The sequence below is a fragment of the Desertihabitans aurantiacus genome (assembly GCF_003344635.1).
In the GTDB taxonomy this organism is placed as follows: domain Bacteria; phylum Actinomycetota; class Actinomycetes; order Propionibacteriales; family Propionibacteriaceae; genus Desertihabitans; species Desertihabitans aurantiacus.
This window is the reverse complement of the sequence record NZ_QPKK01000050.1, coordinates 1-16,674: the sequence shown is the minus strand read 5'-3', so window position 1 is coordinate 16,674 and position 16,674 is coordinate 1. Positions and strand designations below refer to the sequence as shown.

Below are 16,674 nucleotides of genomic sequence, written 5' to 3'. Positions count from 1 at the left end.
CCCCCCCGTCTGCGCCGCCCGTCGACGACGGCCCGCCGCCGGACTGGGCGGTGGCCCCGGGCCCGTCGTCCGCACCGGACGGCGCCTCCGCAGTCGCGCCGCGCCCGCAGAGCGACCAGACACCGGCGCCTGCCGCCCCCGCCGCCAGCTCCCGTGCCCGCGCCAGCATCCGACCCACCCGGTCGAGCGTGACGGCGTCGGAGCCGGTGCCGGAGGAGGAGCCCGACCGCGACGACTCCGACCTCGACGAGTCGGTCAGCTCCCACAACGAGCTGCTGGCCATGCACCTGGGGGCGGAGCTGATCGCCGAGGAGGAGGCCGAGCGCTGATCCCGGCGCGCGGCACGACGACCGGGTGGCCCGCACGGGGCGCTCGCAGCGGCACGCTCACATAGATTGGACGAGGCGGCTGCACCGCGCAGTCACCGGAGAGGACGACCTGATGCTTCCCGAGGGCACCGACATGTCCGGGCTGCTCGCCCAGGCCCAGGCCATGCAGAGCCAGATGATGCAGGCGCAGGAGGAGCTGGCCGCGACCACCGTCGAGGGCACCGCCGGCGGCGGGCTGGTGACCGCCCGGATGACCGCCACCGGTGAGCTGCAGTCCCTCGACATCTCGCCGGAGGCCTGCGACCCCACCGACACCGAGTCGCTGGCCGACCTCGTGGTGGCCGCCATCCGCGACGCCAGCGCGAAGGGCCAGGAGCTGGCCGCCGCGAAGCTCGGCCCGATGGCCGGGGGCCTGGGGCTCTGACGTGTACGAGGGACCGATCCAGGAGCTGATCGACGAGCTCGGGCGGCTGCCCGGCGTCGGTCCCAAGAGCGCGCAGCGGATCGCCTTCCACCTGCTCTACGCCGGCTCCGAGGACGTCGAGCGGCTGGCGTCCGCGCTGGTCAAGGTCAAGCAGACCGTGCGCTTCTGCGAGGTCTGCCACAACGTCTCGGCCGAGGACCGCTGCCGGATCTGCCGCGACCCGCGCCGCGACCCGACCTCGATCTGCGTGGTCGAGGAGTCCAAGGACGTGGTGGCGATCGAGCGCACCCGGGAGTTCCGCGGCACCTACCACGTGCTGGGGGGCGCGATCAGCCCGATCGACGGCGTCGGCCCGGGTGACCTCAACATCCGCGAGCTGGTGATGCGGCTGGGCGACGGCACCGTGACCGAGGTGATCGTGGCCACCGATCCCAACCTCGAGGGGGAGGCCACCGCCACCTACCTCAGCCGGCTGCTGCTGCCGATGGGGCTGAAGGTGGCCCGGCTGGCCAGCGGGCTGCCGGTCGGCTCCGACCTGGAGTACGCCGACGAGGTCACCCTCGGCCGCGCCTTCGAGGGCCGCCGCTACGTGGAGGCCTGACCTCCCCGGCGGGCGCCGCGCCGGCTCCGGGTGGCGACATCCCGTCTCGCCGCACGACCTCGGGGCCAGCCAGCGGCCGCCTCCGCCGACGTCCTCACCGCCGAGCTGGGCGGGGTGCCGTTCCGCGTCGACCGCGCCGGTCAGCCGAGCACCTCGCGCAGCAGGTGCAGCGCGTGCTGCACCGCGTACGTCCGGATGTCGGCGCGGGCGCCGCCGGCCCGCAGCTCGCGGTGCAGGGTGGTGCCGGGTCCGGCCACCGCGAGGTGGACCAGCCCCACCGGCTTGGTCTCGGTCCCGCCACCGGGCCCGGCCACCCCGGTGATCCCGACGCCGACGGTGCTGCGGAGCCGGTCGCGGACCCCCTCGGCCATCGCCCGGGCGACCGGCTCGCTCACCGCGCCGTGCCGTCCGAGCAGACCCGGGGGGACGTCGAGCTGCTCGACCTTGACCCGGTCGGCGTAGGCGACGACGCCGCCGACCACCCAGGCCGACGACCCCGGCTGCTCGGTGAGGCGGGCGCCGAGCAGCCCGCCGGTGCACGACTCGGCGGTGGCCACGGTGGCTCCGGAGCCGACGGCCAGGTCGGCCACCACCTCGTCCACGGTCCGCCCGTCGGGGGAGAACAGCGCCGGCCCGAACTCCTCCTGCAGGTGCGCGCCCAAGCCGTCCCAGACGTCGACGGCGGCCGGGGCGAAGCGTCCGACCACCTCCAGCTCGCCGGTGCGGACGCACGTCGTCAGCTCGACCGCGGAGAGGTCGCCGGCCCGGCGCAGGGCGTCGGCCAGCGCCGCCTCGGGCGGACCCCACAGCCGCAGGGTCCGCTGCTCGAGGGTGCCGGCGCGGGCCAGCACCTCCTGCACGGGCGGGGACGCCTCGGCCGCGGCCCACATCTGCTGCAGCTCCGACGGCGGACCCGGGAGCACCACGACCGGCGGCGGACCCGGGACGACGACCCCGGGGGCCGTGCCGACGGGTTCGAGCAGATGCGCGCCCTCGGGCACCAGCGCCTGCTTGCGGTTCGCCGCCCGCAGCGCGTCGGCGTCGACGGCCCACCCGCGGCGCCGCCGCATCGCCTCGACCCGCTCGGCGATGCGTTCTTCGAGCTCGGCGTCGTGGTGCAGCGCCCGGCCCCGGTGCGCGGCCACGATCTCGAGGGTGAGGTCGTCCGCGGTCGGACCCAGCCCGCCGGAGGTGACGACGAGGTCGAGGTCGTCGAGCTGGGTGAGCGCGGTCCGGAGGTCGTCGGGCCGGTCGCCGACCACCACCACCCGCCCGACGTCCACCCCGAGCTGCCGCAACCGCTCCGCCAACCACGGCCCGTTCCGGTCGGTCACCCGCCCCGTCAGCACCTCGGTGCCGGTCACCAGGATCCCCGCACGCACGTCCACCCGGTGAGCGTAGCTAGGGTGCCCGCCCGGTGGCGCGCGGCACGGTGGTGCCCCCGGCTCGGGCGCGGGTATGCTCCTGGGATCTCGCAGGCCGGACGACATGCCGGCGCGGTGCTCGTCCAGGCGAGCCGACGACGTGGTCGCCAGTTCCAACCGGGTCGCCCGGCCGGCCCACGACCGAGGGGGCGTCCGCGTGCCGCACTACAGCTCACCCAGGCGACCGCGCGGACCCGGGCGCCAACGGGCGCTGCAGTGGGTGCTCGACCTGCTGCGGACCGAGCTGATCAGCGGGGTGTACGCCGACGACACGTTGCCCTCGGAGGACCACCTCGTGCAGCGGTACGGAGTCAGCCGCGGAGTGGTCCGGCAGGCGCTGCTGATCCTGCGCGAACAGGGGGTGGTCGAGCGCGTCCGCGGAGCCGGGACGTTCTCACTGACCCCCGGCCTCCTCAAGCACGGCATCGACGAGTCCCGGGACCTGGTGCAGGACGTCAACGCCACCGGGACCCGGATCGCGGTGCGCACCGTCTACGCCCGGCTGCACCCGGCGGCGCCCTTCATCACGACCAAGCTCGAGACCGTGCCGGGTGCTGCGGTGGTGATCCTCGAGCAGCTCGCCTCCCTGGACGGCTACCCGCTGAGCCTGCGCACGTCGTTCCTGCCGGCATCCTGCTTCGGGGAGCTGGTCACCGACACCTCCATCAACCTGCACCGTTCCCCGTACCAGCTGATCGAGGAGCTGATCGGGTCGGCGGTGGGGGACACCGAGCTGGAGATCTCGACGTCGGCGGCCGACCCGGTGGTGGGGGAGTGGTTGGACCTACCGGTCGGTGCCCCCGTGCTCGACACCCGGCGGGTGGTGCGCGCCCGATCCGGAGAGGCCCTCGAGTACAGCATGTCGCACGCGAGGTCGGACCGGATCGCGTTCAGCACCGTGATGCGAGGGCGGGGTGCGCTCCCCTCACCGGCGCCTGCGGCCGCCCACGTCGAGCACGGGTTCGACGGCCTCGTCGCGCTCGTGGCGCCTGGTCTCCCCGACGACGACCATGATCAGCGTGACCGTGACGAACAGGGCCAGGACCAGACCGACGGCCCCGGGGACCTCAGCCGCCGTGATCGCGACGCCGGCCCCCACGGTGCACAGGGTGAACCCGAGGTCCCGCGAGAGCCGGGTCGCTGACAGACCCACCTCGGGTGTGCCGGCGAGGTCGACCAGCACCGTGGGCAACAGGCTCAGCATGCTGCCGCCGGCCAGCCCCAGGGGCAGTGCCGCGGCGAAGAGCAGCAGGGTGCTGTCGTGGTGCTCGGCGAGGAACAGCACGGCCGTCCCGAGGATCCCCGACGCCGTGCCGAGCAGCACGACCAGACGACGTCCCCTCCGGTCCGACCAGGCACCGCCGATGGCCATGGTGACCACCTCGACGACGTACATCGCTGTCAGGAAGGTGCCCAGCACGGTGCCGCCGAGACCCATCCCCTGAGACACCACCAGGGGCAGCACCGTCCCCGCCAGCGCCCCACGTGCCCCCTGGCCCAGGGCGGCCATCCCCAGCGCGAGCAGCGGACGCGGCCGGTACAGCCCCGGTAGCTGCGGGAGGGTGAACCGTGGCCGCACCCGCGGACGGACCGTGGGCAGCAGCAGCAGGGCCGCCGCGCTGCAGACGAGGGCGATGCCACCGCACACGGCGAAGGCCAGCCGCAGCCCGCCGGACGCCCCCCACCCCGCCAGGGTGATGTCGGCCAGCAGGCCGCCGGTGATCGGGGCCACCGCCGATCCGAGCGTCATCGCGGCCTGGAAGCGTCCCAGTGCGGTGCCGACCCGGCCGATGCCGACGAGCCTGATGGCCAGCTGGGGTCCGGCCGAGGCGTACAGGGCCAGACCCAGACCCTGCACCAGCCGGGCCGCGGCCATCGCCTCGAAGCTCGGGGCCACCGCCGAGGCGAAGGAGCCCAGTGCCCACAGGGCCATCCCTGCCGTGATCGAGCGACGGGGTTCGAGGAAGGGCAGCAGCCGGGTGCCGAACACGTCCAGCACCAGGACCACGCCGGTCAGCGAGGCCACCGACAGGCTGGCGGCGAACGGGCTCGCCCCGAGCTGGACGGCGAACACCGCGGTGAGCGGCGCCGTCAGCCCCAGCGACAGCCCGGCGGCCAGCACCACGACGTAGAACCCGACCAGCCGTCGCCGGCTCACCAGCGGGACGACGGGAGGACCCGGCGCGGCGGGCAGCTCGTCGGCAGGTGCGAGGGGCACCGGGTCGCCCGGTGCCGTGGCCGGGGCCGGTGCCACCGGCCCGCGGCCCGGCGCTCCGCCTCCCCCGGCGGTCATGCCGGCCGTGGTCGGTCGACGGTGGTGGTCATGCAGCGTCCCCTCGTGCTCGGTGGTCGGGCCTGGCCGGGCGCGGCGTGCTGCGCCGCGACCCGGCCCGCTCGGACCGTCGTGCTCAGACGGCCTGGGTGAACAGCGCCTCGACCGGCGGCTGCAGCAGGTGGTGGTCGGTGACCCGCTGCAGGACGTCGGCCACCTTCAGCACGGTGCCCTCGGCGAACGGCTTGCCGATGACCTGCATCGACAGCGGCAGCCCCTGCGAGCTGAGCCCCACCGGCACCGCTACCGCGGGCAGGCCCGTGAGGTTCCAGTGCCCGGTGAAGTTGGGCATCGAGAGCCGCTTGCTCGGGTTCATCTCACTGGCGATCTCCGCCGGCGCGGGGGCCGCCGGGGTGATGATGACGTCGTACTCGGTGAGCATCGCCGCGACCGCCTCGGAGAACATCCGCCGGAACCGACCGGCCTGGGCGTAGTCGGCAGCGGTGTAGAAGGCCCCGCGGGCCAGCGCCGACCGGGTCCAGCGGCCGTAGTCGGCCCAGCGCCCGACCAGGTTGTTGCGGTGGTAGGCGTAGGCCTCACCGACGAGGATGATGTGGTTGGCGTCCTTGGCGATGTCGGCGTGCGGCAGGCTGGTCTCCGTCGAGGTGGCACCGAGCCCGGTCAGCGTGGAGACGGCGGCCAGCACCGCGTCCCGCTGCTCGGGGTCGAGGGCCTCGTGGTCGAAGAAGTAGGGCACCGGCAGCGCGATCCTCAGCCCCTCCACGTCGCCGTCCAGCGCCTCGGTGTACCTCTCCACCGGGGCGTGCGCGGAGTTCGGGTCGGACGGGTCGTAGCCAGCCATCACCTCAAGCAGGGCGGCGCAGTCCCAAGCCGAGCGGGCCATCGGGCCGATGCTGTCCAGGCTGTAGCCGAGCGGGACCACGCCGCTCTTGGGCACCCGTCCGAAGGTGACCTTCAGGCCGGTGTGGCCGTTGACGCTGGCCGGGCCACGGACGGAACCGCCGGTGTCGGTGCCCAGGCCGCCGAGGGCGAGCCCGGCCGCCACCGCGACCCCGGTGCCCGAGCTCGAGCCGGCCGGGGTGCGCTCGACGTCCCAGGGGTTGTGGGGTACGGGGAACCCCTTGTCGGCGTCGGGCAGCCCGATGGCGAACTCGCTGGTGGTGGCCTTGCCCATGAACACCGAACCGGCGTCGCGGAGCCGCGCCACCACCGGCGCGTCGGTCCCCGCCCCCCACTCCGGGTCGAGCACCCGGCTGTTGGCGGTGGTGGGCGCGCCCTTCATCGCGATGATGTCCTTGATGGCCAGCGGGATGCCCTGCAGCGGGCCGAGGTCGTTCCCGGCGGCCAGGGCGGCGTCGGCGGCAGCGGCCTGCTCCAGCGCCGCCTCCCCGGTCACGACGACGTAGGCGCCCAGGGCGTCACTGAGCATCGCGGTGCGCTCCAGCATGGCGGCGGTGAGGTCGGTCGAGGTGGTGGTGCCATCACGGAGCGCTGCGGCGGCGTCCTTGATGGTCAGGATGGGTGCGTCGGACATGGTGGGGCCTCTCAGCGGGTGGGGTAGAAGTCGGTGGGGTCGAAGCGGATGGCCGGCTCGTGGTGCTCGAGCTCGGGCAGGTACATGCGGTCCGCACCGGCGCGGACCAGGGGGAAGTCGCGCACCATGGTCGCCTTCTCATCGGCGGAGACGGTGAGGCCTGCGGCGGAGAGGATGGCGGTCACGGTCTCCTCCGGGCTCGCCTTCTCGTCGGCGGTCGTCGTGGACATGTCGTTCCTTTCGGGTCAGGCGCCGGCCGGGCAGGCCGGGGCCGAGGTGGGCAATGCGCTCTCCGTCGACCGCGGTCGCGGCGGCGGCACCGGTCGGGCGACCGGCGATCAGCCGTCCCACCGGCGGGTGGGCTACGCCCGCGGCCGGTGGGGACGGTGACGTCAGGGGGTGGGGTCGGGCAGCGGTTCCTCGGGGACGGCGGCGGCGTCCACCTCGGAGCCCTCGGCCACCCGACGCGCCACCGACTCGGTGACGCCGCGTGGCACCACGCCGTTCTCGTCGGCGGTGTACAGGTGGCAGGCCACCACGTGGTCGGGCTCGGCCAGCACGGGGGGTGGCGTCCGTTCGGCACACACGTCCATCGCGAACGGGCACCGGGTCCGGAACCGGCAGCCGCTCGGTGGGTCGATCGGGCTGGGGATCTCCCCGTTGGCCCGGTCCAGCGGCTGGTCGCGGGTGCTGAGGGCCGGGTCGAGGGAGGGGATCGAGGACAGCAGCAGCCTGGTGTAGGGGTGCAGCGGCTGGTCGTAGAGCCGCCGGGCCGGCCCCCGCTCGGCCACCTGGCCCAGGTGCATCACCGCGACGTCGTCGCTGATGTACTCGACCACGTTGAGGTCGTGGCTGATGAAGACGTAGGTGAGCCCGTACTCCGACTGCAGGTCGGTCAGCAGGTTGAGCACCTGCGCCTGGATCGACTTGTCCAGCGCGGAGACGGCCTCGTCGAGCACCACCAGCCGGGGCTGCAGGGCCAGGGCCCGGGCGATGTTGACCCGCTGACGCTGGCCTCCGCTGAGCTGGTGAGGGTAGTGCCGGGCGTAGCTGGCCGGAAGTCCGACGTCGCTGATCACCTGGCTCACCCGCGCCCGGATCTCCTCGCGCGGACGGCGGCGGACCTCCAGCGGGAAGGCGATGGACTCCCCGATCGTGGCGCGTGGGTTGAGCGCGGAGGACGGGTCCTGGAAGACCATCTGCATCTGCTCGACGACCTCACGCGGTCGGCGCCGGTTCGCCAGGATCTGCTTGTCCTCGAAGACCATCTCACCCGACGTCGCCGGGTGCAGGCCGGTGATCAACCGGGCCAGCGTGGACTTGCCGCAGCCGGACTCGCCCACGATGCCGAGCGTGCGCCCGGGCCAGATCTTGAGGGAGACCCCGTCCACCGCGGACAGCGTGGCCCGGCGGCCGCCGTTGCGGACCGAGAAGGTCTTGGAGACGTCGAGCAGCTCCATCAGCGGCCGCTTCGGCAGCGTGGCCGTGCCGGGCGCGGGGACGTCGACCGGCGTGGGGCCGGGCAGGGTGTCGGTCATCGGGAGGCTCCTGTCGGGCGTCGGGCGGTCACAGCCGGCTGTCCATCGCCTCGCGCAGCGCGTCGCTGGCCAGGTTGAAGGCGACCGAGGTGAGGAAGATGAAGAACCCGGGGATGATGGTCACCAGCGGGGTGGTGCTCAGCGTCCCCCGCAGGCTGTTGAGCATGTAGCCCCACTCCGGGGCCGGCGGTGGCGAGCCCAACCCCAGGAAGCTCAGGCTGGCGGCGATGATCATCGCCACCCCGACCAGGCCCGAGGCGTAGACGATGATGTCGTTGAGCACGTTGGGGACGACCTGGGTCCGGGCGATCCGGAAGCGGCTGGCTCCGCTCAACGTCGCGGCCTCGATGAACTCCTGCACGACCACCCGGCGGGTGGCGGCTTCGGCCACCCGGGCGATGGGCGGGATGTAGACGATGGTCACCGCGATGATGGTGTTGGTCAGGCCGGGCCCGAGGGCCGCGCCCACCGCGATGGCCAGCAGGATGGCTGGGAAGGCGTAGAGCACGTCCATGAACCGCATCAGCACGGTCTGCACGACGCCTCGCAGCATGGCTGCGGTGACACCGATGACGGTGCCGATCAGCGCCGCGGCCACGGTGGGCACGAAGCCCGCGACCAGGGAGAGCCGCCCACCGTAGAGGACCCGGGCGAGCATGTCGCGGCCCTGCTCGTCGGTGCCCAGCGGGTGGCCGGGGGCACCGATGTTCTGCAGCCGGTCCAGGGGCTGGCCCAGCAGCGGGTCGTAGGGGGTCAGCAGCGGGGCGAAGGTGGCGGCCAGCGCCAGCAGCAGCACGATGCCGGCCGCGGCCACGCCGGTGCGGTTGCGCAGGAACCGCTTGCCGGTCTCCTTCCAGAACGACTGGGCCCGGACGCTCTGGTCGTGCGCGTTCCACTCCTCGCGCAGCTTCGCGGCGGCCTGGCGGTCGGCGTCGGTGGTACCGGCTCCGAACGCCTCCGGCAGCAGCACCGGAACGGTGGCCTGGCTCATGACATGGTTCCTCTCACACGGGGGTCGATGGCGGCTTGCAGCAGGTCGACGAGGAGGTTGACCACGACGAAGGTCAGGGCGATCACGAGGGTGGCGCCCTGGACCACCACCAGGTCGCGGGCCGAGATGGCGTTGTAGAGCAGCAGCCCCATGCCCGGCCAGCGGAAGATCGTCTCCACCAGCACCGAGCCACCGAGCAGGGCGCCGATCTGGACCCCCGACGTGGTGAGCACCGGGGAGATCGCGTTGCGCAGGACGTGCCGGCGCACCTCCAGCTCGCTGAGCCCCTTGGCCCGCAGCGTCTCGACGAAGTCGGCCCCCAGCACGTCCACGATGCCGGCGCGGGTGACCCGTGCCGTGATGGCCATGGTGATCAACGAGCCCGAGAGCACCGGCAGCACCAGGCTCCGGGCTGCCGACAGGGGGTCGTCGAAGTCGGCTCCGCCCGACGGCAGCAGCTGCAGACCACCGGCGAAGACGGCGAGCAGGATGATCGCCAGGAAGAAGGAGGGCACGCTCAGCCCACCAAGGCTCAGGACCGAGACCAGCCGGTCCACCGCCTTCCCCCGCCGGGTGCCGGCCAGGTAGCCCAGCAGCAGCCCGAGCGCGATGCCGAAGATCGCCGACACCAGGGCGAGGACGAAGGTGTTCCCCCAGGCCTGCCCGAGCAGGTCGGCGACCTCGCGGCGCCGCTGCTCGGAGTAGCCGAGATCACCCTGGAGGGCGTTGCCCACCCACTCCAGGTACCGCAGCGGCAGCGGGTCGTCGAGCCCGAGGCTGTCGCGGATCGCCTCCCGCTCCTCCGGGGTGGCGTCCTCTGGGACCAGGCCGGCCTCGGGGGACCCGGGGACGACCGTCATCAGCAGGAAGACGATCACCGAGACACCGACCAGGATCGGGATGGCCAGGCCGACCCGGCGGAGCACGAGCCGGATCACGAGTCACCGCCCACACTGATCGTGGTGAAGTCGACCCACCAGCTCTGGGGGTGCACGTAGCCCTGCACGTCGGGTGACATCACCCGCAGGTTGAGGTCGTGCATCCAGAACAGGAAGTAGGCCTCGCTGACGGCCTGGTCCATCATCTGCTGCAGGTGGGCGTTCTGGTCGGCCACCTCGGCCTGCTGGCTGGCCAGGGTGAGCTGCTCGTCCACCACCTCGTCGCACATGCCGGCCGCATTGGCCTGGCCGCCGGGGCGCTTGCACATGAAGCTCGAGTTGTAGCCGGTGGGCAGCATGCCGGCGGCCGGGGAGGCCCACAGCACGTCGATGTCCTCCCACTGCTCGCTGTCCAGCCCGTCCAGGCCGATCGAGATCAGCACGGTCCACTCCACCGGGGTGAGGGTGACCTCGACGCCGATCGCCCGGAAGTCGGCCTGCAGCTTCTGCATCATGACGTCGGGGAACATGTTGCCCGAGCCGCCGGTCGTGTAGCCGAAGTTGAGCGTCAGCTCACCCGGCTCGTAGCCCGCCTCGGCGAGCAGCTGCTTGGCACGCTCGGGGTCGTAGGAGTAGCCCGGGTTGTCCGGGGCGTAGGCCGGGTGACCCTCGTAGACCCACTGCTTGGCCGGGTAGCCCGCGCCGTTCATCAGGGCCGCCGCACCCTCGCGGTCGAGGGCGTAGTTGAGTGCCTGGCGGAGCGCGAGGTTGTCGCGGAAGGGCTCGCGGAACATGTTGAACCGAGGCATGATGCCGTGCGGGTACTTGCCCAGGAAGACCTGGTAGCCGTCCGCCTCGAGCTGGCTCATCGAGTCCGGTGAGGGCACTTCGGCCCAGTTGACCTCCCCCGACTGCAGCATCGACAGCCGCGACGCGGCCTCGGGCTGGGGGTAGAGGATGATCTGGTCGAGCTTCGCCGGCCCACGCCAGTACTCGTCGTAGCGGGTCAGCTCCATCACCTCGCCGTCGACGTACTCCGTCATCCTGAACGGGCCGGTGCCGGTGGCGTGCTGGTTGTAGTCCTGGTTGCCGAACTCCCTGACCACGGTGGGGCTGGGGAAGTAGATGCTGAGCAGGTCCCACTGCAGCCAGGTGTACTCCTGGGTGGTGGTGATCTGCACGGTGTGGTCGTCGATCTTCTCCCAGCTGTCGATGTAGCGCGTGGCGCTCGCGGCGGTAGCTGCATCGGTCTGGGAGTAGAACTCGAACTCCGGGTTCTTCAGCCGGTCGAGCTGGAAGACCACCGCGTCGGCGTCGAAGGCGGTGCCGTCGTGGAACGTGACGCCCTGGCGCAGGGTGAAGGTGTACGTCATCAGGTCGTCGGCCATCTCCCAGGACTCGGCCAGCGCCGGCTGCGGCGTCGGCAGCGTGTCGGCTTGGTCGAGGTCCAGGCGGGTGAGGGCGTCGTAGATGTTGTTGCCGACGAAGCGGTAGCCCTCGTAGCCCTGGTTCGGCGGTGTGGAGGGGAAGGGGATGTTGGCCGCGGACATGGCGATCTGCAGCGTCCCCCCGCTGGTGCTGCTGCTCCCAGCCCTCGAGTCGGACTGGCCGCAGGCGGACAGCAGCAGCGAGATGGCCAGCAGCAGGGTGGCGAGTGAGGGGATCAGGCGCCCTCGGCGCGCGGGACGGGTCATGGGAGGTGCCTCTCAGGTCGTGGGTGGCAGTGGGTCACTGCTGGGGAACCAGCAGGCACCGACTCCAGTGCGGGACGGAGGAGGAGCCGGAGGGGGAGGACCCAGCGGCGTCGATGGTCCGGACCGGGGGCGGCGTGCTCCAGCAGTCGGCCACTGCGTAGCTGCAGCGCGGGGCGAAGGAGCAGCCGGCCGGCAGACGAGTCAGGCTGGGCGGAGCGCCGATGATCGCCCGGGGGCGGCGGTCCTGCCCGGCCCGGACGTTCGCCTCGACCAGGCCCTCGGTGTAGGGGTGCTGCGGCGCGGTCAGCACCTGCTGGGCGGTGCCCCGCTCCACGAACCGGCCGGCGTACATCACCGCCACCTCGTCGGCGAGCTCGGCGGCTACCCCCAGGTCGTGGGTGACGAGCACCAGACCTGCGTCGACCTCCTGCTGGATCTGGCGGAACAGTCGGATCATCCGGGCCTGCACCGTCACGTCCAACGCCGTGGTCGGCTCGTCGGCCAGCAGCACCTGCGGCCGGCCGGCGATGGCCATCGCGATCACCACGCGCTGACGCATCCCCCCGCTGAGCTGGGACGGGTAGGCCCGCAGCCGGGCCTCGGCCGACGGGATCTGCACCAGCTCGAGCAGCTCCAGGGAGCGCTGCCGGGCATCGGCGCGGCTGGCGCCCGGCCGGTGCTTCAGCACCGTCTCCACCAGCTGCTGCCCGATCGTGTACACCGGGTCCAGGGCGGTGAGCGGGTCCTGGAACACCATCGAGATGTCACGGCCGCGGACGCGCCGCCGTTCCCGGGCCGGCAGGGACAGGATGTCGACCCCGTTGAGCTCCACCCGGCCCTCGATCAGCGCACTCGGTGGGTTGATCCCGATGATGGAGCGCAGCATGGCGCTCTTGCCACTGCCCGACTCGCCGATCACGGCGAGCACCTGGCGCCGGGGGACGGAGAAGGAGACGCCGTCCACCGCCCGCAACGAGCTCCGGTGGCTGCGGAACTCGGTGACCAGGTCGGTGACGCGCAGTGCCGGCGGCGGCGGTTCCGGGGCGCCGGCCGCGCGCGGCTCGAGCCAGGGTGAGCTGTGTGTGGGTGAGACCTGCGTGGTGGTCGACATCAGGGGCTCTCTTCCTGGGTGGCGGTGGGTCGTCGATCGGCTCTGCAGACGGGTAGGGGGTCTCGACGACGCCGTCGAGGAATGTGGAGTATCGCGATGACGCCGGTCCGTTGCGGAGCAGGAGCTGAGCAAGGGAATTCGCGGACCGTGACCCGCCTGGCGTTGTGCGCGAATGCGGGAGAAGTCTCGCGCTCAACGGCGAGGTGAGCACAACGTAACGTCTTGGCGACCCTTTGGGGAGGGGTCGGAGTTGCATTCGTGTGAGGAATTTGTTTCAGTGCGGAGACAGGTCGGGAGCCATTTCCGAGGATCCGTCGGGTGGTCCCCACGTCAATGCCCCACCGAGGTGCTGGGGGCGCCGGTGGCTCCCGTCACGACGACGGCGGACCGGGCGCGTCGGCGGCCGCCGAGGAACAGCAGGAGCGCGCAGCCGCCGCCGACCAGGACCCCGACCGCCCCGGCGCAGCAGATGGTGGTCCGCGGCCCGAGCTGGTCGGCGACCAGGCCCAGGACCGGCGCTCCGAGGGCTCCTCCGCCGAGGAAGAACATCATGTAGGCCGCCACCACCCGCGACCGCATCTCCACCGCCGCGGTGAGCTGGACGCTGGTGTTCACCGCCACGACGAACGACATGAAGAGCAAGCCGCTCACAGCGAGCCCGACGGCGAAGCCGGGGTAGACCGGGATCACCGAGACCACCATCTGGCTGGCCCCGAACCCGATCGCCGTGCCGAACACCCAGCGTCGTCGGGGTATCCCGACCGCCCGTCCGGACAGCAGCGCGCCGAGCAGGCTGCCCACGGCCAGGGACGCGGTCAGCAGCCCGAAGCCGACGGCTCCGACCTGGAAGGTCTGTGTCGCCACCAGCGGCAGCACGACCTGCAGGCTGTTGAGCCCGACGGCGCTGAGCAACGAGGCGCACGCCACGAAGAGGATCAGCACCGGGGTCCGCCCGAGGTAGCGGAAGCCCTCGACCACCTGCCCGCGGACCGTGGACGACCGGCGTACCTCGAACAGCGAGGTCCGGTCCAGCCGCAGCAGGGAGCTGACGATGGCCACCGAGCTCAACGCGTGCGCTGCGAACAGCACCCAGGTGGCGAGATGGCCGATCACCAGTCCGGCGACCGCGGGTCCGAGCAACCGGGCCACGTTGAACGAGGCCGAGTTCAGCCCGATGGCGTTCACCACGTGATCCAGCCCGACCAGCTCGGAGACGAACGACTGGCGGGCAGGAGCGTCCAGCGCGGTGATCACCCCCAGGACGGCAGCGAGCAGGTACACATGGGGCAGGGCCAGCACCCCGGTGGCGTCGAGCACCGCCATCACTGCACTGACCCCGCCCATCAGGGCCTGGGTCACCACCAGGAGGTTGATCTTGGAGAAGCGGTCGCTCAGAATTCCCGCGGGAATGCTGAGCAGCAGCACTGGGGCGAATTGGAGGAATGTCGCGGAGCCCAGTGCGAATCCGTTTCCCCCGCTCAGTACGAGAACGATCCACGACTGTGCCGTGCGTTGCATCCACACGCCGGTGTTGCTGATCAGGCCACCGACGAAGAACAGTCGGTAGTTTCGTGTGTGCAAAGAGCGGAACATTCCAGCCGTGGCCCGCCCCGAGGCGGCCCGGCCCCTGCTCACGCGTCGATCGCGGTGTAGGCGGCGAACGGGGCGGTCTCGGCGAAGTTCCAGGCCGCGCGGAGCAGCAGGTCGTCCTCGAACATCCGGCCCACCAGCTGGATGCTGACCGGGAGGCCGTTGCGCTTCTCGCACGGCAGCGCCAGGGCCGGGTGACCGGTGTAGTTGAACGGCCGGGTGTTGGCCACCGCGGAGTAGGTGATCGAGCCCTTCATGGCCAGCTCGACGGCGGCCGTGCGGTCGGCGGGCTGCTCGTAGCGCGGCGCCTGGGTGATCGTGGTCGGCATCACGAGGACGTCCACCTCGGCCAGGGCCCTGTCGTAGGCCGCGATGAAGCTGGAGCGGACGTTCTGGGCCTTGGCGTAGACGCGCCCGGACCAGAACCGCTTGCTGAACACCCCGGCCATCTGGTTCGCCAGCGCGCGCGGGTCGAGCAGCTCCTGGTGGCTCGCCCAGACCCGGTTGACCGCCGCGATCGTGTCCGAGGGGTACCAGGTCCTGCTCCAGGCACCGAAGAACCCGGCATTGCGGACGGCCAGCCCGCCCTCGGCCATCAGCGCGGTCTGCGCCCTGCCGATGGTGGCGTGCTCGGGGACCGACACCTCGCTGATGGTGGCGCCGAGCTTGGCGAAGATCTCGACGGCCTCGCGCACCGAGGAGTCGACCTCCACCGTGGCGCCGGCGAAGCCCTCGGTGAGGATGCCGATCCGCAGCCCGTCGATCCCCTCCGTCAGGCGGCTCGTCGCGTCGTAGTGGTCGGGCACCTGCCGGCCCTGGCGCGGGTCGAACCCGTCGTAGCCGGCGGTGGCCTCGAGAGCGGCGGCCGCGTCGGCCACCGTCATGGTCATCGGGCCGGTGTAGTCGATGCTCTGGTCCGAGCCGAACCCGATGCCGAAGTGCGAGACCAGCCCGAAGGTCGGCTTGTGCCCGACGGTCCCCGTCCACGACGCCGGGATGCGGATGGAGCCGCCCTGGTCGCCACCGAAGGAGATGTCCACCTGGCCGGAGGCCAGGGCCGCGGCGGAGCCGGAGGAGGATCCCCCGGTGAGGTGGTCGGGGCTGTGCGGGTTCGTCGGGCGACCGTAGTCACCGATCCCGCCACCGAATCCGAAGCCCCCAGACAGCCCGTTCATCACGTTCTTGCCCACCACGGTGGCACCGGCCTCGAGCGAGCGCTGCACGACCGTGGCGTCGTAGTCGGGCACCAGGCCCTCGAGGGCGAAGCTGCCGAAGGTCAACGGCATGCCTGCCACGGCGGTGTGGTCCTTGAAGCTGACGGTCTTACCGGCCAGCAGCCCCGACTCCGCGCCGGGGATCTCGCACTTCCACGTCCAGGCGTTGTAGGGGTCGTCCTCGGGGCCCGGCCGGTGTCCGGGCGAGCGGGGACCGGGGAACCGGGGCGGGGCAGGCTCCTCGATCCGGGACTGGACGAAGTCGTCCATCTCGGTCAACGTCTCGCCGATGTGCCGTGCGAAGACCTCCGCCTCCGCGGCCGTCAGACGCATGCCGAACTGCTCGGCGACCTGCTGGACCTCTTCGTGATCGGGCGTGCGGTACATGGCGACTCCTCGGACGGCGGCGGGACGTGGATACCGTCGCCTTGTCCGGTTACGCGAGACATGTCGGTCGGTGATGACCGTGTTAAGCGGGTTGCGCGGCGCGCGAACCAGCTCTGACCAGGGCTTTCGCCTCAGGCGCAGGTGAGCAACGCCGGTTCACCGCCGGTATCCGCGGTCCACCGGACCGCTCGCAGCCCGCCGGCCGGACCGGGGCTGTGCGCACGCCGTCCCGGGCGTCGCACTGCCGGCAGCGCCGGTCAGGCGTACCAGGTGGCGAGGCGGGCGAAGCCCTCGTCGAGAGGGATGCGGGGCCTCCAGTCGAGGAGCTCGCGGGTGCGGCGCTGGTCGAACCAGTGCGCGGTGGAGAGCTGCTCGGCGAGGAAGCGGGTCAGCGGCGGGTCGGTCTCGACGTCGCGGCCGGCGTGCTCCAGCAGCGCGACCGAGGCGTCCACCAGGCTGCCGGCGGCCCTCGCCAGCCCGGCGGGCACGCGTCGGACGGGACGCGGGGCGCCCGCGGCGGCGGCCATCGCGCCGAGCACCTCACCGATCGGCCGGGGTTCGCCGTTGCTCACCACCAGCGGCACCCCGCGCGCCTGCTCGCAGCGGTCCAGCGCGGCGACGAGTGCGTCCACGGCGTTGTCGACGTAGGTGGTGTCGACCAGCGCG

At 72.2% G+C, this 16,674-nt stretch carries 13 protein-coding genes and 3 pseudogenes; 4 read left to right on the top strand and 12 right to left on the bottom strand.

The features are described 5' to 3' along the window. The 3 genes and pseudogenes from DVA66_RS21570 to recR form a co-directional block, all read left to right on the top strand. Nucleotides 1-329, top strand: a pseudogene (locus tag DVA66_RS21570) (hypothetical protein); the annotation flags it as partial. Between the two features lie 112 nt (nt 330-441). Continuing rightward, the gene (locus tag DVA66_RS06375; protein WP_114128130.1) at nt 442-753 is read left to right on the top strand and encodes a YbaB/EbfC family nucleoid-associated protein; all 312 of its coding nucleotides are present in this window, start codon (nt 442-444) and stop codon (nt 751-753) included. A gap of 1 nt (nt 754) precedes the next feature. Then, nucleotides 755-1,354 carry a recombination mediator RecR gene (gene recR / locus DVA66_RS06370; protein ID WP_114559312.1) on the top strand — a complete coding sequence of 200 codons (600 nt, stop codon included), beginning with the start codon at nt 755-757 and terminating at the stop codon, nt 1,352-1,354. 140 nt (nt 1,355-1,494) lie between these two features. Here the strand turns inward: recR and DVA66_RS06365 are convergent, their stop codons facing one another. Next, complete coding sequence (locus DVA66_RS06365) at nt 1,495-2,742, bottom strand: competence/damage-inducible protein A (protein ID WP_114559311.1); 1,248 nt, start codon at nt 2,740-2,742, stop codon at nt 1,495-1,497. 70 nt (nt 2,743-2,812) lie between these two features. Between DVA66_RS06365 and DVA66_RS06360 the strand changes: the two are divergent. After that, a pseudogene (locus DVA66_RS06360) lies at nt 2,813-3,652 on the top strand (GntR family transcriptional regulator); the annotation flags it as partial. 51 nt (nt 3,653-3,703) lie between these two features. Here DVA66_RS06360 and DVA66_RS21565 read toward each other — a convergent pair. From DVA66_RS21565 to DVA66_RS20820, 11 genes and pseudogenes are all read right to left on the bottom strand, one after another. Beyond that, entirely contained in the window at nt 3,704-4,996 is a 1,293-nt protein-coding gene (locus DVA66_RS21565; protein WP_157973868.1) for an MFS transporter, read from the bottom strand. 190 nt (nt 4,997-5,186) lie between these two features. After that, entirely contained in the window at nt 5,187-6,605 is a 1,419-nt protein-coding gene (locus DVA66_RS06350; RefSeq protein WP_114559308.1) for an amidase, read from the bottom strand. A gap of 11 nt (nt 6,606-6,616) precedes the next feature. Continuing rightward, nucleotides 6,617-6,835, bottom strand: a complete 219-nt coding sequence (locus DVA66_RS06345) for a hypothetical protein (RefSeq protein ID WP_114559307.1) — start codon at nt 6,833-6,835, stop codon at nt 6,617-6,619. A gap of 162 nt (nt 6,836-6,997) precedes the next feature. Then, nucleotides 6,998-8,143 carry an ABC transporter ATP-binding protein gene (locus DVA66_RS06340; RefSeq protein WP_114559306.1) on the bottom strand — a complete coding sequence of 382 codons (1,146 nt, stop codon included), beginning with the start codon at nt 8,141-8,143 and terminating at the stop codon, nt 6,998-7,000. 28 nt (nt 8,144-8,171) lie between these two features. Then, entirely contained in the window at nt 8,172-9,134 is a 963-nt protein-coding gene (locus tag DVA66_RS06335; RefSeq protein ID WP_114128138.1) for an ABC transporter permease, read from the bottom strand. Further along, a complete protein-coding gene (locus tag DVA66_RS06330) occupies nt 9,131-10,072 on the bottom strand; it encodes an ABC transporter permease (protein ID WP_114559305.1) in 942 nt (313 codons plus the stop codon). Before DVA66_RS06330 ends, DVA66_RS06335 begins: the two co-directional genes overlap by 4 nt. Continuing rightward, nucleotides 10,069-11,706, bottom strand: a complete 1,638-nt coding sequence (locus DVA66_RS06325; RefSeq protein WP_114559304.1) for an ABC transporter substrate-binding protein — start codon at nt 11,704-11,706, stop codon at nt 10,069-10,071. Before DVA66_RS06325 ends, DVA66_RS06330 begins: the two co-directional genes overlap by 4 nt. Nucleotides 11,707-11,740: 34 nt before the next feature. Further along, the gene (locus tag DVA66_RS06320) at nt 11,741-12,817 is read right to left on the bottom strand and encodes an ABC transporter ATP-binding protein (RefSeq protein WP_114559303.1); all 1,077 of its coding nucleotides are present in this window, start codon (nt 12,815-12,817) and stop codon (nt 11,741-11,743) included. A gap of 330 nt (nt 12,818-13,147) precedes the next feature. Beyond that, nucleotides 13,148-14,410, bottom strand: a complete 1,263-nt coding sequence (locus DVA66_RS06315) for an MFS transporter (protein ID WP_114559302.1) — start codon at nt 14,408-14,410, stop codon at nt 13,148-13,150. Nucleotides 14,411-14,448: 38 nt separating this feature from the next. Further along, nucleotides 14,449-16,008, bottom strand: coding sequence for an amidase family protein (locus DVA66_RS06310; protein ID WP_114559301.1), 1,560 nt, complete (start codon nt 16,006-16,008; stop codon nt 14,449-14,451). 257 nt (nt 16,009-16,265) lie between these two features. Continuing rightward, nucleotides 16,266-16,674, bottom strand: a pseudogene (locus DVA66_RS20820) (NAD-dependent epimerase/dehydratase family protein); the annotation flags it as partial.

Bases quoted from the DNA above. Each gene is read 5' to 3' on its own strand.
- DVA66_RS06320 (WP_114559303.1), bottom strand. From the start codon at position 12,817: ATGTCGACCACCACGCAGGTCTCACCCACACACAGCTCACCCTGGCTC.
- DVA66_RS06350 (WP_114559308.1), bottom strand. From the start codon at position 6,605: ATGTCCGACGCACCCATCCTGACCATCAAGGACGCCGCCGCAGCGCTC.
- DVA66_RS06315 (WP_114559302.1), bottom strand. From the start codon at position 14,410: ATGTTCCGCTCTTTGCACACACGAAACTACCGACTGTTCTTCGTCGGT.
- DVA66_RS06375 (WP_114128130.1), top strand. From the start codon at position 442: ATGCTTCCCGAGGGCACCGACATGTCCGGGCTGCTCGCCCAGGCCCAG.
- DVA66_RS06310 (WP_114559301.1), bottom strand. From the start codon at position 16,008: ATGTACCGCACGCCCGATCACGAAGAGGTCCAGCAGGTCGCCGAGCAG.
- DVA66_RS06345 (WP_114559307.1), bottom strand. From the start codon at position 6,835: ATGTCCACGACGACCGCCGACGAGAAGGCGAGCCCGGAGGAGACCGTG.
- DVA66_RS06325 (WP_114559304.1), bottom strand. From the start codon at position 11,706: ATGACCCGTCCCGCGCGCCGAGGGCGCCTGATCCCCTCACTCGCCACC.
- DVA66_RS06340 (WP_114559306.1), bottom strand. From the start codon at position 8,143: ATGACCGACACCCTGCCCGGCCCCACGCCGGTCGACGTCCCCGCGCCC.
- DVA66_RS06335 (WP_114128138.1), bottom strand. From the start codon at position 9,134: ATGAGCCAGGCCACCGTTCCGGTGCTGCTGCCGGAGGCGTTCGGAGCC.